The following is a 16,756-nucleotide window of genomic DNA, read 5'->3' as shown; positions in this document are numbered from 1 at the left end:
TATGCAACTTTAATGCCATATATGCTATTTACCTAATTTTAAAAAATACTTTCTATTTGCATGTATAGGATAAATCAATAATTTCTATTTACTTTAAAATGATTTTTATTATATATTTGTTTCTATTTTTTTTATATTTTTTATATCCTTCTAATATTTTATATACAACTGTAATATTTTTCGTCAATAATGTGTAAAAAAAATCATCACATAAAGTAAATGTGATGATTTTTAATACCTTCTTCTTAAAGACGATGAAGGTATTCTCATTTCGTCTCTGTATTTTGCAACTGTTCTTCTCGATATATTTACACCATCTTCATTTAATATATCAGATATTTTCTGATCACTTAATGGTTTTTTAGAGTTTTCTTTTTCAATTAAATTCTTTATTTTAGTTTTTACACTTGTTGAGGATACACTACCACCTGATTCATCATTTAAACTGCTAGAAAAAAAGTATTTAAGTTCAAATAATCCTCTAGGTGTTTGTACATATTTACCGTTTGTAGCTCTACTTACTGTAGATTCATGTATTCCTATTTCATCAGCAACATCTTTTAAGACAAGAGGTTTTAACTCTGTTTTTCCTTCATCAAAAAATTTTCTTTGAAATTTTAGAATGGATTCTACAACTTTATAAAGCGTCATCTTTCTTTGTTCAATGCTTTTAATTAACCACATAGAAGAATTAAGCTTATCTGTTAAAAACTTATTTGCTTCTTTGTTATCCAAATTATTAATCATATCTTTATAATAACTGCTTATTGTTAGCATTGGTAAATTATTATCGTTTACAATAATAATATATTCATCACCTATTTTTTCAATAGTAACATCAGGTACTATATACCTTATATTATCACTGTCTACAATGAATCCTCTAGATGGTTTAGGTTCAAGTATTTTTATTATGTCACAGATATTTTGCACTCTATTAATCGTAATATGAAGTTCCTTGGCAATCTTTTGGATTTTGTTAGTTGCAACATCTTCCAAATAATCTTCAACAATTATATATGCATTTTTATCTTTTATTCCTTTTTCTTTCATCTGTATTTTTAAACATTCACTTAAACTTCTAGCTCCAACTCCAACTGGGTCAAAGGTTTGTATCAATCTTAAGATTCTTTCAATCTCTACAATATCCTCATTTAACAATAGGCTAATATCTTGTAATGAACATCCAAGATAACCTTTGCTATCCAGGGACTCAATTATGAATTCTCCTATTCTTTTTTCTTTTTGAGTTTTGACAGATACACCTATTTGAACCATTAAATGATCCTTCAGAGTCATTTTTTTGGATGTATAACTTTCAAAGGTTTGTTTATACTCTGATTCAATTACATTGCCATATGCCTTATAACTTATATCATCATATTTTTCAAGTACATCCTTCCAATCAATTTCTTCCTTTGTTTCATTTTTTTCAAAATCATTAGTAATTTCTTCACTAGAATTAGAATCATTATTCTTATCAGCAGTTTCAAGAAACGGATTTACTTCTAACTGTTTATTAATAAACTCTGACAATTCTACATTATTAAATTGTAAAATTTGAATGGCTTGTCTCAATTCTGGTGTCATTATAAGCTTTTGAGTCTGTGAAAGATTCAGTTCAAATCCCATTTTCATAATATCACTCCCTGCTATATATATTATACCAAATTATATTAATTTTTCAACATAATAATGAATTCTTATTAAGAATTATAATAAAAAACATAAGTTTTTGGCATTAATTAGTAAACAAAAACCCTTTAAGTAATGAAACTCTCTGATAAACGTAGTGACGAATTATATGCGTCCCTCATTTCAGATAGAAATTAAAAATTTCTTCTACAAAAAAAGAAATTCTCCACAACTTTTTTATCAGTTTTAAAGAATTTCTTTAATTTATTATATCATCATAATACTATCAATGTACTTTTAACAATCAGTCTGTTCTTTAGCAATGTATTCTGCTTTTGAAAGAATTTTTATAGCTTCATTTGTTTTTTCTTCATTAACTAAAATTATAGGTCCTGTACAACCCATTCCACTTTCAGCATAAATGCCTTCTTTCCAAAGTAATTTTACTGCATCTTCAAGATCCATTATTTCAATTCCAGAAATTTGAAAGGTAACAACTTCTTTACTAGGTGCTTTTATTTCTTCAACTTCTGACTTTTTACTAGACTTTAATCCACTTAATATATCTTTCAAACCTGCATTATTAGCTTTATTAAATTCGTTTTTAGCTATTTCAATACAATTTCCTTTAACAAGTTTCGCTGCAAATTTTATTGCACCTTCAATTAAAGGAGCTCCTGACGCTCTGGAAATTATTAAAATTAATTTTTTAAAGTTTTCTCCTATACCTGGTCCATAACCATAGCCTAAGGATTCATAATTACCACCAGTAGTATATGAAGAGAAAATTTTAATCATAAGATTACCTGTCAATGAATCCATAACCATAACATCTGCCGAACCCATAAGTAAGTCATTCCCGCGCATAACAGATCCTCCATCAGATCTTTGAGATGACGCAAAATTAATATCGTAACCTTGACTTTGAAGCTTTTTCAAAGCAATTTCTGTTTGTCTAGCCCCATCTACATTTAAAATGCCTACAGTTGGATTTTTAATACCACAAGCCTTAGCAGTTATAATACCATAAATTGCATTTTTTACCATTCCTTCAACTTTATCCGTTGAGGAAGTTCCTGTAGTTGTAGCAATAAACATTTCTTTTCCCTTTCCAGGGGTAATTACTTTACCTACTGTTGAAACCCCAATTGGAAATGGATAATGCATAGTAACTGCAGCATCTATTTTTTTAGATTCTAGTAACAAATCCATTCTTTTATGTGCTTCGGCTTCAGATTTTACTATAGATGATTCAATGCCATCTATATCCTTTGTTCCTATAACAATCGTTTCAATAGAACTTTTACTTGCATTTAATGCTGCTTCAATAATATTATCTTCACCGTGTTCGCTTCCTATAGCTGTTATTCCAATACGTGGCTTTTGTCCATATTCGCCACTTATTAATGTGTCTGCCAATTGATTAAATACTTTACCTATTATTTGATTTACTTGTTTTTCAGACATTTCTTCACTCCTATTCAGTTAGTAGATTTGAAGCGAAATTTTTTAATGCTTGTGCAATTAATTCTTTTATTTTATCTTCAGAAACAGAAGTTTGTTCTTCTTCTTTTCCTTTGTTTGCTTCAATAATAAAGGAAACACCGTCAAATAAATTTGTCATTCTGCCTAGGAACAAACTACCTTTTCCAACTATCATAGCATTCTTAATTTTACCATCTAGTATATCTTGTCTTCCAAATCCTATATATGGTACTCCTGATGGGATATGTCCCTGAGTTGGTGCCCAGCCTATCATCCCATGCTTTTTAGTAAAATCAATTAATTCCTTTTTCTCTATGTCACCTCTTTTTACTGCCAAAGCTCCAATCATTTTATAGTTTGCTAAAGGAACATCTCCTGCTCCAGCAGGTTTTGTAATGTCAGGATTTTGCATTTCAACTGAATATTTATCTACATCAGTAATTTTCATTCCAGCCTTATCTAAAGATGATACTAAAGAAGTAATAACTGCTTGAGGAGAAGAACCAGTACCTACACAATGTTTTCCTATAAAATCTAACCTTATTTCTGGATTGATACCATCATTTTCGCTTATTAAAATAGAAAAACCACCTAGAACATCTTCAAGTATTGGAAGTCCCTTTTTAATATGATCTTTACCATTCATACCTAGTTTTGCAGTAGAGCCTCCTGCTGAAACAATTACATTCTTATATGCTCCAGCTTTTACAAGGGCAGCAGCTTCAATTAGTGCATGAGCTGGACCTGCACAAAAACCTCTTACATCAGAACCAGTAGCATTTGTTAGCCCTGCAACCTCTGCACATGCTTTTGCAAAATTACCTCCACCTCTTTGATTCATGTCACCACAAGCTTCTTCACAACAATCAATAACATAATCAATTTCTTCTCTATTAATATTATGTTTAGCTATTAAATTCAAAATAGATAGAACATTTGAAGCCTTAGAAACCAAATTTTCTAACATAACATGAGCACTTAGGTTAACATCAATATCATGTGCTCTTTTTACACATCCAATTAATTTACTATTATTATATATAGGTTCTGAATGCTCTTCAGAAACTAATTTTTCAATTATTTCAGCATCATCACCATCTTTTAATCTTCCTAATAAATTTTCATCTATTAATGGATGCTTTGATAGTTTTTCTCTAGTAAGTTGAACAAATTCTTTTTCAAGTTTCACAAGATCAAATACATCACACATTTGCATTAAACAGATAAATTCATCTTGGGGCATTATCTCCCCATACTTTCCAAACCTATCAGCATTTTCTATTGATTTGTCATACCATGGCAATTCATAATTTGCTAAATCATCAGGTGTAATATTACCTATATAAGCTTGATTTGGTGGATATTTTACTACTTGCTCATAATTTCTTATGTGATTTTTAATTTCTTTTAAATACTCTGAATTTGGGTTAACAGTTCTTTCAGTAGTTTGTGTTGTACCATTATGTAAAACCATATCAGGTACAAAGGCTAAAATATAACTAGCTCCTTTTATTACACTGTTCATAATTACCTCCTTAGTGCTATTAACTATTTAAAATACAAAGTATAAAGTTTAATCAGTTTATTTAAACTTTAAACTTTATACTTTAAATTAAGTTTGAAAATTTGCTTCGCAGTAGCTGCGAAGCAATTATTACATCACACTGCTTACGAGTTTAAGGATATCGCATCTGGGAAGGGGATATCCTTATATCTCGTAAAAATATTCTAAAAATTTATTATTCATATTATAAATATTTACAATAATCTTCTCTAATTGGTTTCATTTCATCTACTATGTCATCAACATCTAATACCATTTCCATCATGCTGATTTGTTCATCATAAATAGATTCGTCAACTTCTTCTTTTACTTCTGGTTCACAAACGTGAAATACACTGAGTCCTAACTGAACTCCTGTCAATGGACCTGCATAAGTAGGGTCACCATTTGTAACAGTTTCAGCTGCTAAGCCTGAAGCTTCACCTTCAGCTGCACCAAGTACAACTACTATGTTTTCAGCACCGTACTTTTCTGTTAACTCTTTAACCCTTTTCTGATTTTCCAAATCCATTGCTCCTGCGGCAGTTCAGACAAAACATTCAGTAGATGAAAAAACTACTTCTGCTCCAGCACTTTTTACACATTCTTCAATGGCTGGTCCTGGAATCCCATCTCTGTCGCCTATTATAATTACTTTCTTATCTTTTAATAAGCTCATAGTTAAACCTCCTATTATTTTTTGTTAATTGTCTGTTTAAATATATTTATTTATCATTGCTTCTATATTTTCTGGAGTAGCATCTTCTTTTACTAATTCTTCTACTTTTTCTCCGTCTTTATAGATTGCAATAACAGGCAAACCTAATACTTTTTGTCCTATAGCAACTCTTCTAGCCTTAGTAGTATTTAATTTCATAAATTTAATTTTATCACCATATTTTTCAGAAAACTCTATTACATGTGGCATTAAAGATTGACAAGGAGCACAACCATCACCATAAAAATCTACTAATATATAACCTTCTCCTTGTAATACCTCAGGCTCAAAGGTTTTTTTATCTAACTCTAACATAATTTACCTCCTACTATTGCTCCAAGTATTTTTCTGCTTGAACAGCTGCTATTGCTCCGTCAGCTGCTGCAGTAACAACCTGTCTTAAACTTTTTACTCTTATATCTCCAGCTGCATACACACCTTCAATATTGGTATTCATATTTTCATCAGTAACAATGTAACCTTTTTGAAGTTCAAGCATATCCTCAAATATTTTTGTTTTCGGAACATATCCTATAAATACAAAAATACCAAATGTACCATCATCTTCATCTGCTTTAACCTCAGTTAATTCACCAGTTTTTACATTCTCAATAATCATTGTATCAACAATTCCGTCGCCTTTAATTTCTTTAACAACTGAATCCCAGATAAAATCAATTTTTGGATTTGCTTTTGCTTTATCTTGAATAGATTTTGCTGCTCTCAATTCATTTCTTCTGTGAATTATAGATACTTTTCTCGCAAATTTGGTTAAGTATAATGCTTCCTCAACTGCTGTATCGCCACCGCCTACTACATATACTTCAAAATCCTCAAAAAAGGCTCCATCACAAGTTGCACAATAAGAAACTCCCTTTCCAGTAAAAGTTTTTTCTCCTGGACAACCTATCGGTCTTGAAGTTGCTCCAGTAGCAACTATAACTGTTTTTCCTAAATACTCACCTTTTTTGCCTTTAAGCACCTTTTCTTTGCCTTCAAGATTAACTTCTATTATTTCATCATAAACCTTCTCTGCACCAAAATGCTTTGCCTGTTCAGCCATTCTATCAACCAAAGTAGGGCCTGATTCACCTTCTAAGCAACCTGGATAGTTTTCTACTTCAGATGTGAGAACTATTTGTCCTCCATCCTTTTCCTTTTCAATAATTAATGTACTTAATCTTGCTCTTCCTGCATAAATACCTGCTGATAATCCTGCAGGTCCAGCTCCAATTATTATAACATCATATACTTTGCTCATTTCACACCTCTTTTCTCTGTAATGTCATGGGTCAAATCTTACTATACTAACTATAATATAGTCTGTCATTCTGAGAGCAAAGCTCGAAGGATCTCAATGAGATCCTTTAACTAACTCTCAAAAACTGTTTGTTCTGTTATTTCAGTTTCTAAAGCTCTTAATGCTCTTCCAACTAAATTCCTTCTTATATCTCTTTCTTCTTCAATTGTCAAAGAAGGATTCCCTAATGGATGTGGAATTGCAATTGTTGGAACTATCCGGTTCGCACCAACTGTTAGCGAAATAGGAACTACAGTACACATATGAACAACAGGAATTCCCGCTCTTTCAATTTCTTTTACCATCGTTGCGCCGCAACGTGTACAGGTACCTCAGGTTGAAGTAAGTATAACTGCATCTACTTTATCAGCCTTCAATTCTTTACCAATTTCTTCAGCAAAGCCTTTAGCACTTTTAACTGCAGTACCATTACCAACTGTTGTATAATAATATCTATATAAACTACCTATTTTACCTTCTTTTTCAAATTCTCTTAATATATCTACTGGTAATACTCTGTCAGCATCTAAATTAGCATAAACAGGGTCATATCCACCATGTGCAGTTTCAAATGTTTCTTCTGTTAAATCTTGCACTCCATCAATATCGTACTTACCATACTTAGATGCACTAGATGATTCAATATGATCTGGATTTCCCTTTGGTACTATACCACCAGAAGTAACTAATGCTATTTTAGCTTTTGATATATCCTTAACAGCAGGATTTGCTTCTACTCTATCAAAATCAGGCATTGGATATTCTGTAACAAAATCTTTTCCATTTAATTTATTAATAAGCATTTTTACTGCTCTTTTTGAACCTCTTTCTTTTTCAAAGAAATTTTTTCTTATTCCATTTGGAATATAACTTTCTTCAAATGAAGATCCTATTTTTTCTTTTTTGGCTAATTTTAATGCTAATGGAGCCATTTTTTTAACAGCATCTCTCATACCAGCAGCTGAATTTTTTGTAGAAACTATGTATAAACTGTTTTTAAACATATCTACACCAGGATTTTCTATATACATACCTGTAATTACTGGTATACCTAATTCATCATTAACTGCTTTGGCTATAGTGCCACAAGCAACACCATATCTACCTGCATTGAATGCTGGTCCTGCAATAAATAAATCAGGATTATATTTTCTTACCATTTCTAATATAGCACTCTTTGCTTCTTCAAGATTTTCATTAAAATATGAATCACCACAAACTATTGTTGCAACAATTTCTGCTTCATCCTTAAAAGCTTGTTTAAAAGCTAACCCAGGGCCTACAATACCTTCTCTTACTTCAGCAGGAATGTGAGCCATTTCTTCTCCACCAACATTAGCAAAGAATTGATTTATATAATGAACAACTTTTATCATTATTTTTCCTCCCTTCCTTATCTCGCACTTAGTTTATTGAAGCCCATTTCATTAGTCGCACCTGTTATAACCTGAAGTTCTGCTGTAATACTACCATCAGCATGTAAACTTCCATCGAAACCACCAGCAATAACATTAGCAACTTCTGGATATCCGATTATCTTGTCTAAAGCTGGAAGTTCAATTACTTCATTTGCATTTCCACCAGTTACAACTGCATTAGCACTTATATCTGCATCTGCTAATGATTGAGATGAACCATCCCTACCAGCATATTCATCTGTTATAATAACAGTTTTAACACCTTTAGCTTCTATTTTCTTACAATTCATAATTAAGTCTGTATCTGGATTACCAAACCCTTCTTGTGAAATAATTACTCCATCTAAGCCTAATAGTTCTGCAAATTTAGCACTCCAGTTAGAAGATCTTTCTTTATCTGCAAGATATACATTCTCATTTGTAATAATAACACCTACAAAGTTCAATGTTTTTCCATGTTCTGCAAATAAGTCATGAATAACAGGATTATTTAAATGGTGATATGTAGTATTTTTATCACAAGCTGATACACAGTTACCGCTTACTATAGCACCATCCATTATTTCAGTAGGATATATCATTGTAGTTAATGATTGTTTAGCATCAACCCCATATACATAAGTATCATGTAATAATCCTTGACTTTGTAACATTAAAACATAACCTACTCTAGGAAGTTCTGGATATAATTTAATTCCTTCTGTAATAGTAGGTGTCTCAAATGTTTCAGATTCATCTGGTACAATATTTCTTGCTAATTCCCCTAGATACAATGCTACTTTATAGCCAGCAAATCTAAGGGCTTTTTCATGCTCATGCTGTTTTAAGCCATCAACTGGTTCACAAGCTAAAACTAAATTATTTAACTTAGAAAATGGTGTATATTCTGATCCGGGACCAGTCATATCAATAATACCTTCTTGAAAACCTACAATTTTTCCTGTTGTAACAACTGCTGCACCCTTTAAAACATTTGTTTTTCCAGAACCTACAGTTTCTACTTTGTTAACCATACCAGGGAAAATCCCTCCAGGTCCTTCAACTTTAACTCTTGGCTCGATAACATCTTTAACAGGCATTATACGAATGCTGTCACCTGGTTTTGCAAGCTCCACCTCTGCAGACTTAAAGTTTTGGTCTTCTAGAATTAATGCTTTAACTTCTTCTTTGTTAACAAACAGTGTTCCGTTTTCAACTTTGGATTCTTCAGAAAACTGAATATCCTTAATTAAAATGTAGCCTAATTCTAATTTCAAAATTATTCACCTCCGTTTAAAATAAGAAACAAATATTACTATATATTTAATGCGCTTTGAAGCACAGTTAAATCAATCAACTTAAAATCATTATCAATTCTTTCACTTATGTAGTTAATTTTATCCTTATTAAACTTATCATATGTCATAATAGAATTTTCAATAATTATAATTGAATCAAAATTATTATTTCTTTTATTATCAGATATTATTATAGATTTATACGGTGTTTCATTAGGTTTTACACTACTTGACAATGGATGGGTAAGCAACTCATATCCTTCATGTATTTTATTTCTTGTCGCTATTAAGACATCTCTAAAATTGCCATCAATAAAAATGACATCATACGCATCCATATATTTGTTGTAAACCATTTCATTATTAGTTATTATCATTTTTCTCACCTTTAATATACCCATATTTAAATAAATAAAACTTATAAAATAATATTTTACGGAGTAAAAAAGCAGAAAGCATATTAAAAATAATTGCCTTCTGCTCTGTTTTTAACCTGAGAGATTCTTCTTAATAGAATTGCCCCTTCGGTGCTACGCTTTCCAGAGATTTGTCAGTTTACGGTCCTTTTGCCTGAGATCATCATAAATAATATGGCTAATATTATTTACTTACTCCTTCGGCGCTGTTAAATTCATAACAGACTCTCCCGCTAAACGTCATCCAATCTATTCTGTTAATTATATTATATATAATAAATTATAATAATACAAGTACTATTTATAATTATTTTTTAATTTTCTATTGATACCTTCCATTATTGAAATTGCAATATTAGATGAATGATCGCCTATTCTTTCAAGGTTTCCTATAGTATCTAAAAATATAACTCCAGAATTAGGCTCACAAATAAAGTCATTCAGACGCTCAATGTGATTTTTCCTTAAATTCTTGTACATTATGTCAATTTCTTTATCATTTATTACTACTTCGTCACATTTATCGCAATCTAAAGTTCTTAATGCATTTAATGATAATATGAAAACTTTTTTTGTTAAGTCAAACATTTTTATTACTTCTTTATTTGCATCTTCTGAAAAAGAAACATCATTCTCTATTCTATACAAAGCAAGTTCACCAATATTGTCTGCATGATCTCCAACCCTTTCTATATCATTAATAGCATTCATTAAAGTAACTACTTTGTCTTTTTCATAATCTGTAAGAGCTACTTTATCAAGTTTGACTAAATATTTTAGTATTGTTTTATTCAATGCATTTACTTTCTTTTCTATTTCAAAAGTTTTGTAAGCTAAATCTTCATCATTTTTCATAAAAGCATCTATCGATGTATCAAATTCTTTTAATGCTATGTTACCTAAATGCAAAACTTCCTTTGAAGCTTGTGTTAAAGCAATTTGTGGAGTTGCAAGTATTCTCTCATCAATATACTTTGTAATATGCTCTTCGTCATCGTCCCCGCCTTTAATAATATATTCTGAAGCTTTAACCAACAACCCAGAAAAGGGAAATAAAATTATTACATTAATAATATTAAATAATATATGTCCAGTAGCAATTTGTTTAGTTATATCAACTGGTGCTACTTCATAAACAACCCATTCAACTGGATTCTTTAAAAAAATCAAAAATAGTAAAGTTCCCATAACATTAAATAATAAATGTACCACAGCAGCTTTTTTAGCAGTTTTGTTTGCTCCTATACTTGATAACATTGCAGTTACACAAGTCCCCATATTTTGACCGAAAATAACTGGATATGCAATATCAAAGGTAATAACACCAGTAGATGCAAGAGCTATTAAAAGACCGGTTGTGGCACTACTGCTTTGTAATATTGCAGTCATTATAAAACCAACAAATATACCTAAGACGGGATTTTTGAATTCTGTCATTAATTTTGTAAATTGAGGATTGGATTCTAATGGTTCCATTGCAGTTTTCATAATATTCATTCCAATAAATAAAATACCAAAACCTATTATTACATCAGCTATACTTTTTATTTTTTTCTTTTCAGCAGTAAAATGCAAAAGCACTCCAATACCGACTAAAAATGTAGCTAACTTTGTAATATTTAGTGATACAATAAAAGCAGTTACAGTTGTACCAATATTTGCTCCCATTATAATTCCAACTGCTTGATTTAAATTCATTAATCCTGCATTAACAAAACCTACTACCATAACTGTAGTAGCACTACTGCTTTGTATTACAGCTGTAACCAATGCTCCTACTAGTACACCCATTACTTTATTTTTAGTTAAAGCCGCTAAAATACTTTTCATTTTATTACCTGCAGCTTTTTGAAGACCATCTCCCATATAATTCATACCAAACAAAAATAGGCCTAATCCACCTATTAAACTTATAGCAATATCCATATCTCCTCCATTTTACACTAAATTTGGGAAGCTTAATTGTCTTAAAGCTTCATACATCACTATATTTACAGAGTTAGCTAGATTCAGCGACCTAGCGTGTTCATTTTCAATCATAGGAATTTTAATTCTAGTATTAATAAAATGTTGATGTATATATTCAGGCAAGCCTGCTGTTTCTTTTCCAAATATAATGTAACAATTATCAGTATAATTTACATCAGTATAAATTCTACTTTCCTTTGTTGTAGCTATAAAGATTATTTCATCTCCAGTTTTTTTAATAAAATCTTGGAAATCATCATAATAAGTTATATTAACCAAATCCCAGTAATCAAGCCCAGCTCTTTTTAAATACTTGTCCTTTACGGAAAAACCCAAAGGTTTAATTAAATGAAGATTTGAACCAGTAGCAGCACAAGTTCTGGCTATATTTCCTGTATTTTGAGGTATTTCTGGTTCAAACAAAACTATATTTAAAGACATTATTAACTCCTATATTATGTTTTTCGACAATGTGATTATATCATCCTTTATTAATATTATAAAGAGATAATTTTTTTCCAAATTATTCATATTTCTTTTTTGATATTCTTATAATAATTACATATTGCCGATATTGAGCATTCATTGCATTTAGGCTTTCGTGCAATGCAAGTTTCTCTACCATGAGTTATCAATAGATGATGCATCAAATGCCATTTCTTTTTAGCAAGTTTGCTCATCAATTCTTCAGAAACCTTATCAGCGTTATTTTCTTTTGCTATACCTAAACGTCTTGTTACTCTAAAAACATGAGTATCAACCGGAAAAGCAGGGATATTATATGCTTCTACTAAAACAACACTTGCAGTTTTTCGCCCCACACCTGATAGAGACATTAAATCTTCCATATTTTTTGGAACTTCACCATTAAATTTTTCTTTTAATTCCCTACACATATTATATATATTATTAGCCTTATTTTTATATAAACCTATCTTTTTTATACTAATTTCAATTTCCTCTTTAGACAATGTTAAAAAACTATCTAAATCAGGGTATTGCTTGTATAATTCCATAGTAACCTTATTCACGCTTTTATCCGTTGCTTGAGCACTTAAAATTGTTGATACAAGTAATTGAAAAGGTGATTTATAATCAAGACCACATTTTGCGTAAGGATATGACTCTTTCAAAAGATTATAAACCTTGTCAGCCTTTCTCATAAAATTACAATACCTCCTTGAAATTACTTATTATCTCAACTCTTTCATCATTATCAATAAATTCAATAACTTTTGAAATTGAAGATTCGCAAATTGATTTTTTATTAGATACAACTGCAACACCTAATAATGATCTATTCCACAATTCATGATAATCAATTTCTGCTATTGAAACATTAAATCTAGATTTTATCCTTTCTATAATACTTTTAATAACATGTCTCTTTTCTTTTAGAGAATTTGATTCAAATATTAAAAGCTCTATTTCACATGTGCCTACAATCATGAAATTCCTCCATTAATTTAATGTATTCTTTCTTTACTTTGCCTTTTTCATTCTTAAGATTTTCATTTAATATGTCTTTAGCCTTTTGTTTATTTAGTACTAGTAATGACCACGCTGAATAAATTCTAATCATTTCAGAAGGACTTTTTAATTCATCTTTTACTTTATCAAACAAAGAATGTAATTTAAGATTAGCTATAGAAATTATTGCATTTCTTTTCCAAACATTTTTACCTCTCCAACTTCCTGACAATCTGCCATACTTTTTAATAAATTCATTGTTACTCATATTCATTAGCTCTATTAAATCTACAGTTAAATCATCGTAATTGTTTACTGATTCTAATTGGAGTATTTTTTTATTTTTAGGACATACAATTTGACAAACATCACAACCATAAATTTGGTTTTTCATGTTTTTTCTATATTCAATGGGAATATATTTTTTCGTTTGAGTTAAATAAGAGACACATTTACTTGAATTTATACCCCCAGTGCTTAGTATCGCATTGTTTGGGCAGCTTTTAATACATAAGTTACAATTCTCACATACATCTTGTTCATTTATTATTTTATCATCTTCTAAATTCAAATCTGTTAACAAATATCCTAGATGAATAAAAGAACCCAATTCTTTATTAATAAGCAAACTATTTTTACCATAATTTCCAATACCAGCATTTCTACATATTTCTCTATCCAATAGTGGTGAAGTATCTACACAAATCTTATAATTAAATTCAATATACTCTTTTATTTTTTGAGCTAAATCATTTAAAATTCGATTTATTTTTATATGATAATCTTCACCAAAGGAAACAACACTTATTAAACCTTTGTCAATCGGATTCCCTTTTTTATATCCCTTTGCATATGGAATTCCTATTGCTATTATACTTTTACAATTAGGAAAAACATTCCTCACATCAAGCCTTTTTTCTATATTCTGTTCTTCAAGTTCATTATCATATCCTCTATTAGATCTTTTATAAAGGAAATCCTTTAAATATCCGTAATCCAATGTTGTTGTAATTCCGATTAGTTCAATATCCAATTCTTTCGCTATATCCAATATAATTTGTTTCATAATCTTTTTCCTTAATATATACTTTAAACATAATATATCATAATTAAATAATAGATTAAAGTCTTAAAAATAAAAAAACGCCCTGAAGGCGTTTTTTTATTTTCTTACTGCTTCTGCTCCCTTTAATAGTGCTTCTTTATTCAAAGGAACCAGATGAGATTTATTTTCTCCAAATACTTTAACAAATGCATTTAATACTGATTCTACTTCTACTACTTTAGTGAGTTCTAGATATGCCCCTAACATTATCATATTAGCTACTTTTCCATTACCCAATTCTGCAGCTATTTCATTTGCAGGAACATAATAAGCATCTATATCATTTCTTGATGGTTTATCTTCAATAAGTGATTTATTTATTATTAGTTTACCACCAGATAATATTTCACCTTCAAATTTTGTTAAAGATGGTAAATTCATTATAATTGCAGCAGATCCATCTTTTGATATAACTGGTGAACCAATCATTTCATCAGATACTACTACAGCACAGTTTGCTGTACCACCTCTCATTTCTGGACCATAAGATGGTAACCATGTAACTTGTTTATTTTCCAGCATTCCTGCATAAGCAAGAAGCTTTCCTATAGCCATAACACCTTGACCACCAAAACCAGCCATTATTACTTTTTCTTCCATGTTATTTTACCTCCTCAAAATTTCTGAAATTTTGTAAAGGATAATATGGTATCATATTGTCTTGTAGCCAATCTAAAGCTTTAACCGGTGTTAATCCCCAGTTTGTTGGGCAAGTTGACAATACTTCAACTATTGCAAATCCCTTTCCTTGAATCTGACATTCAAATGCTCTCTTTATTGCTTTTTTAGCCTTTCTTATATTAGCAGGAGTATTAACTGCAACTCTCTCTACGAATTTAGCTCCATCAATAGTAGCAAGCATTTCAGATATTTTTATAGGTTTTCCACAATGCGCTTCATCTCTTCCAAAAGGAGCAGTTGTTGCTTTTTGACCTACCAATGTAGTTGGAGCCATTTGTCCTCCAGTCATACCATAAATTGCATTATTAACAAAAATAGTAGTTATCTTTTCGCCTCTATGTGCAGCATGAACTATTTCTGCTGTTCCGATAGAAGCAAGGTCTCCATCACCTTGATATGAAAATACAACATTATCTGGTAAAACTCTTTTTATTCCAGTTGCTACAGCTGGCGCCCTACCATGTGATGCTTCTTGCATATCACAATTAAAATAATTATATGCCAACACTGAACATCCTACAGGTGCAACACCTATAGCATCATCCAATACTCCTAATTCTACTAATACTTCAGCAACTAATTTATGAATTACTCCATGAGTACACCCCGGGCAATAATGAAAAGGTATATCAGTTAAACCTTTTGATTTTTCATATACTATAGTCATTATTTAGTACCTCCTGCAATTTTCTCTATATCTGCAACTATACTTTCTGGTGTTGGAATCATTCCGCCAGTTCTACCATTAAAATATACTGGTAATCTACCTTCTATCCCTATTTTAACATCGTCCGTTAACTGACCTGAACTCATTTCAACTGCAAGCATTCCCTTTGCATTTAAATTTATATTTTTAAATGCTTCATAAGGAAATGGCCATAATGTTATTGGACGAATCATTCCAACTTTTATTCCTTTTGCTTCTGCCTGTTTTATAGCTGTTTTAACTATTCTTGATGTTGTTCCATAGGCAACGCATACTACCTCTGCATCTTCTAATCCGAAAGCTTCGTATAAAACTTCATTTTCCTCAATAGTCTTATATTTTTTTTCTAATCTAACATTATGTGCTTCTAAATCTTCAGCTTCTAAATATAATGAATTTATAATGTTACGTGATCTTTTTCCTTTTGTACCGGTACTTGCCCAATCTTTCTTTGGTAAATCAATCTTTTTTGCTTCTTTAAATTCTACTGCTTCCATCATTTGACCAATCATTCCATCCGCAAGTATCAAAACTGGATTTCTATATTGATCTGCTTTGTCAAATGCTAACATTACATAGTCAACTGTTTCCTGAATACTTGCTGGTGCATATACTAATGTTCTATAATCTCCGTTTCCACCACCTCTAGTACTTTGGAAATAATCTGCTTGACCAGGTTGGATACTACCAAGACCTGGACCACCTCTCATCATATTAACAATAACACAAGGAAGTTCTGCTCCTGCACAATATGTTATACCTTCTTGTTTTAATGATATTCCAGGACTAGATGAACCTGTCATAACCCTTGCCCCAGCACCTGCAGCGCCATATACCATATTAATTGCTGCAACTTCACTTTCTGCCTGTAAAAAAACTCCCCCCGCCTCTGGTAATGCTTTTGACATATATTCTGGCAATTCACTTTGTGGAGTAATAGGATAACCGAAAAAATATTTACATCCTGCTTTTATAGCTGCTGCTCCAACTGCTTCGTTACCTTTCATCAATACTTTTGACATAACTTACCTCCA

At 30.8% G+C, this 16,756-nt stretch carries 17 protein-coding genes and 1 riboswitch; all 17 genes read right to left on the bottom strand.

Going from position 1 to position 16,756, the window contains the following annotated elements:
• Positions 1 to 231: 231 nt before the first annotated feature.
• Positions 232 to 1,638 (bottom strand): RNA polymerase factor sigma-54, encoded by a 1,407-nt coding sequence (gene rpoN / locus U8307_RS13920; protein WP_326908803.1) that lies wholly within the window; start codon positions 1,636 to 1,638, stop codon positions 232 to 234.
• Positions 1,639 to 1,932: 294 nt separating this feature from the next.
• Positions 1,933 to 3,102, bottom strand: a complete 1,170-nt coding sequence (gene grdD, locus U8307_RS13915) for a glycine/sarcosine/betaine reductase complex component C subunit alpha (protein WP_326908801.1) — start codon at positions 3,100 to 3,102, stop codon at positions 1,933 to 1,935.
• A gap of 10 nt (positions 3,103 to 3,112) precedes the next feature.
• Positions 3,113 to 4,645: a glycine/sarcosine/betaine reductase complex component C subunit beta gene (gene grdC, locus U8307_RS13910; protein WP_326908799.1), complete on the bottom strand. Its 1,533-nt coding sequence runs from the start codon at positions 4,643 to 4,645 to the stop codon at positions 3,113 to 3,115.
• Positions 4,646 to 4,868: 223 nt separating this feature from the next.
• Positions 4,869 to 5,342, bottom strand: a complete 474-nt coding sequence (grdA, locus tag U8307_RS13905; protein WP_326908797.1) for a glycine/sarcosine/betaine reductase complex selenoprotein A — start codon at positions 5,340 to 5,342, stop codon at positions 4,869 to 4,871.
• A 36-nt stretch (positions 5,343 to 5,378) separates the two neighbouring features.
• Positions 5,379 to 5,696: a thioredoxin TrxA gene (gene trxA, locus U8307_RS13900; protein ID WP_326908795.1), complete on the bottom strand. Its 318-nt coding sequence runs from the start codon at positions 5,694 to 5,696 to the stop codon at positions 5,379 to 5,381.
• Between the two features lie 13 nt (positions 5,697 to 5,709).
• Positions 5,710 to 6,642: a thioredoxin-disulfide reductase gene (gene trxB, locus U8307_RS13895; protein ID WP_326908793.1), complete on the bottom strand. Its 933-nt coding sequence runs from the start codon at positions 6,640 to 6,642 to the stop codon at positions 5,710 to 5,712.
• 110 nt (positions 6,643 to 6,752) lie between these two features.
• A complete protein-coding gene (gene grdB, locus U8307_RS13890; protein WP_326908791.1) occupies positions 6,753 to 8,057 on the bottom strand; it encodes a glycine reductase complex selenoprotein B in 1,305 nt (434 codons plus the stop codon).
• Between the two features lie 17 nt (positions 8,058 to 8,074).
• Positions 8,075 to 9,355 (bottom strand): glycine/sarcosine/betaine reductase component B subunit, encoded by a 1,281-nt coding sequence (locus U8307_RS13885; protein ID WP_326908789.1) that lies wholly within the window; start codon positions 9,353 to 9,355, stop codon positions 8,075 to 8,077.
• A gap of 38 nt (positions 9,356 to 9,393) precedes the next feature.
• Positions 9,394 to 9,753 carry a GrdX family protein gene (locus U8307_RS13880; RefSeq protein ID WP_326908787.1) on the bottom strand — a complete coding sequence of 120 codons (360 nt, stop codon included), beginning with the start codon at positions 9,751 to 9,753 and terminating at the stop codon, positions 9,394 to 9,396.
• A gap of 171 nt (positions 9,754 to 9,924) precedes the next feature.
• Positions 9,925 to 10,035, bottom strand: a riboswitch (glycine riboswitch).
• A 54-nt stretch (positions 10,036 to 10,089) separates the two neighbouring features.
• A complete protein-coding gene (locus tag U8307_RS13875) occupies positions 10,090 to 11,718 on the bottom strand; it encodes a Na/Pi cotransporter family protein (protein WP_326908786.1) in 1,629 nt (542 codons plus the stop codon).
• 12 nt (positions 11,719 to 11,730) lie between these two features.
• The gene (gene trmL / locus U8307_RS13870) at positions 11,731 to 12,201 is read right to left on the bottom strand and encodes a tRNA (uridine(34)/cytosine(34)/5-carboxymethylaminomethyluridine(34)-2'-O)-methyltransferase TrmL (protein WP_326908785.1); all 471 of its coding nucleotides are present in this window, start codon (positions 12,199 to 12,201) and stop codon (positions 11,731 to 11,733) included.
• An 86-nt stretch (positions 12,202 to 12,287) separates the two neighbouring features.
• Positions 12,288 to 12,923 carry an endonuclease III gene (gene nth / locus U8307_RS13865; RefSeq protein ID WP_326908783.1) on the bottom strand — a complete coding sequence of 212 codons (636 nt, stop codon included), beginning with the start codon at positions 12,921 to 12,923 and terminating at the stop codon, positions 12,288 to 12,290.
• 4 nt (positions 12,924 to 12,927) lie between these two features.
• Complete coding sequence (locus U8307_RS13860) at positions 12,928 to 13,209, bottom strand: DUF503 domain-containing protein (protein WP_326908781.1); 282 nt, start codon at positions 13,207 to 13,209, stop codon at positions 12,928 to 12,930.
• Positions 13,190 to 14,296, bottom strand: a complete 1,107-nt coding sequence (queG, locus tag U8307_RS13855; protein ID WP_326908779.1) for a tRNA epoxyqueuosine(34) reductase QueG — start codon at positions 14,294 to 14,296, stop codon at positions 13,190 to 13,192. Before queG ends, U8307_RS13860 begins: the two co-directional genes overlap by 20 nt.
• Before the next feature lie 96 nt (positions 14,297 to 14,392).
• Positions 14,393 to 14,935 (bottom strand): 2-oxoacid:acceptor oxidoreductase family protein, encoded by a 543-nt coding sequence (locus tag U8307_RS13850; protein WP_326908777.1) that lies wholly within the window; start codon positions 14,933 to 14,935, stop codon positions 14,393 to 14,395.
• A 1-nt stretch (position 14,936) separates the two neighbouring features.
• On the bottom strand, positions 14,937 to 15,683 hold the full coding sequence (locus U8307_RS13845) for a thiamine pyrophosphate-dependent enzyme (RefSeq protein ID WP_326908775.1): 747 nt from the start codon (positions 15,681 to 15,683) through the stop codon (positions 14,937 to 14,939).
• Complete coding sequence (locus U8307_RS13840; protein ID WP_326908773.1) at positions 15,683 to 16,744, bottom strand: 3-methyl-2-oxobutanoate dehydrogenase subunit VorB; 1,062 nt, start codon at positions 16,742 to 16,744, stop codon at positions 15,683 to 15,685. Before U8307_RS13840 ends, U8307_RS13845 begins: the two co-directional genes overlap by 1 nt.
• Positions 16,745 to 16,756: the final 12 nt, after the last annotated feature.

It is taken from the genome of Sedimentibacter sp. MB31-C6 (assembly GCF_035934735.1).
Classification (GTDB): Bacteria; Bacillota; Clostridia; order Tissierellales; family Sedimentibacteraceae; genus Sedimentibacter.
Note: the sequence above shows the minus strand (reverse complement) of the source record. Positions and strands in the feature narration are given on the sequence as shown.

Excerpts from the sequence above, each read along its gene's own strand:
- rpoN (WP_326908803.1), bottom strand. The coding sequence starts at position 1,638 with ATGAAAATGGGATTTGAACTGAATCTTTCACAGACTCAAAAGCTTATA.
- grdD (WP_326908801.1), bottom strand. The coding sequence starts at position 3,102 with ATGTCTGAAAAACAAGTAAATCAAATAATAGGTAAAGTATTTAATCAA.
- grdC (WP_326908799.1), bottom strand. The coding sequence starts at position 4,645 with ATGAACAGTGTAATAAAAGGAGCTAGTTATATTTTAGCCTTTGTACCT.
- trxA (WP_326908795.1), bottom strand. The coding sequence starts at position 5,696 with ATGTTAGAGTTAGATAAAAAAACCTTTGAGCCTGAGGTATTACAAGGA.
- trxB (WP_326908793.1), bottom strand. The coding sequence starts at position 6,642 with ATGAGCAAAGTATATGATGTTATAATAATTGGAGCTGGACCTGCAGGA.
- U8307_RS13880 (WP_326908787.1), bottom strand. The coding sequence starts at position 9,753 with ATGATAATAACTAATAATGAAATGGTTTACAACAAATATATGGATGCG.
- U8307_RS13875 (WP_326908786.1), bottom strand. The coding sequence starts at position 11,718 with ATGGATATTGCTATAAGTTTAATAGGTGGATTAGGCCTATTTTTGTTT.
- trmL (WP_326908785.1), bottom strand. The coding sequence starts at position 12,201 with ATGTCTTTAAATATAGTTTTGTTTGAACCAGAAATACCTCAAAATACA.
- nth (WP_326908783.1), bottom strand. The coding sequence starts at position 12,923 with ATGAGAAAGGCTGACAAGGTTTATAATCTTTTGAAAGAGTCATATCCT.
- U8307_RS13860 (WP_326908781.1), bottom strand. The coding sequence starts at position 13,209 with ATGATTGTAGGCACATGTGAAATAGAGCTTTTAATATTTGAATCAAAT.
- queG (WP_326908779.1), bottom strand. The coding sequence starts at position 14,296 with ATGAAACAAATTATATTGGATATAGCGAAAGAATTGGATATTGAACTA.
- U8307_RS13850 (WP_326908777.1), bottom strand. The coding sequence starts at position 14,935 with ATGGAAGAAAAAGTAATAATGGCTGGTTTTGGTGGTCAAGGTGTTATG.
- U8307_RS13845 (WP_326908775.1), bottom strand. The coding sequence starts at position 15,683 with ATGACTATAGTATATGAAAAATCAAAAGGTTTAACTGATATACCTTTT.
- U8307_RS13840 (WP_326908773.1), bottom strand. The coding sequence starts at position 16,744 with ATGTCAAAAGTATTGATGAAAGGTAACGAAGCAGTTGGAGCAGCAGCT.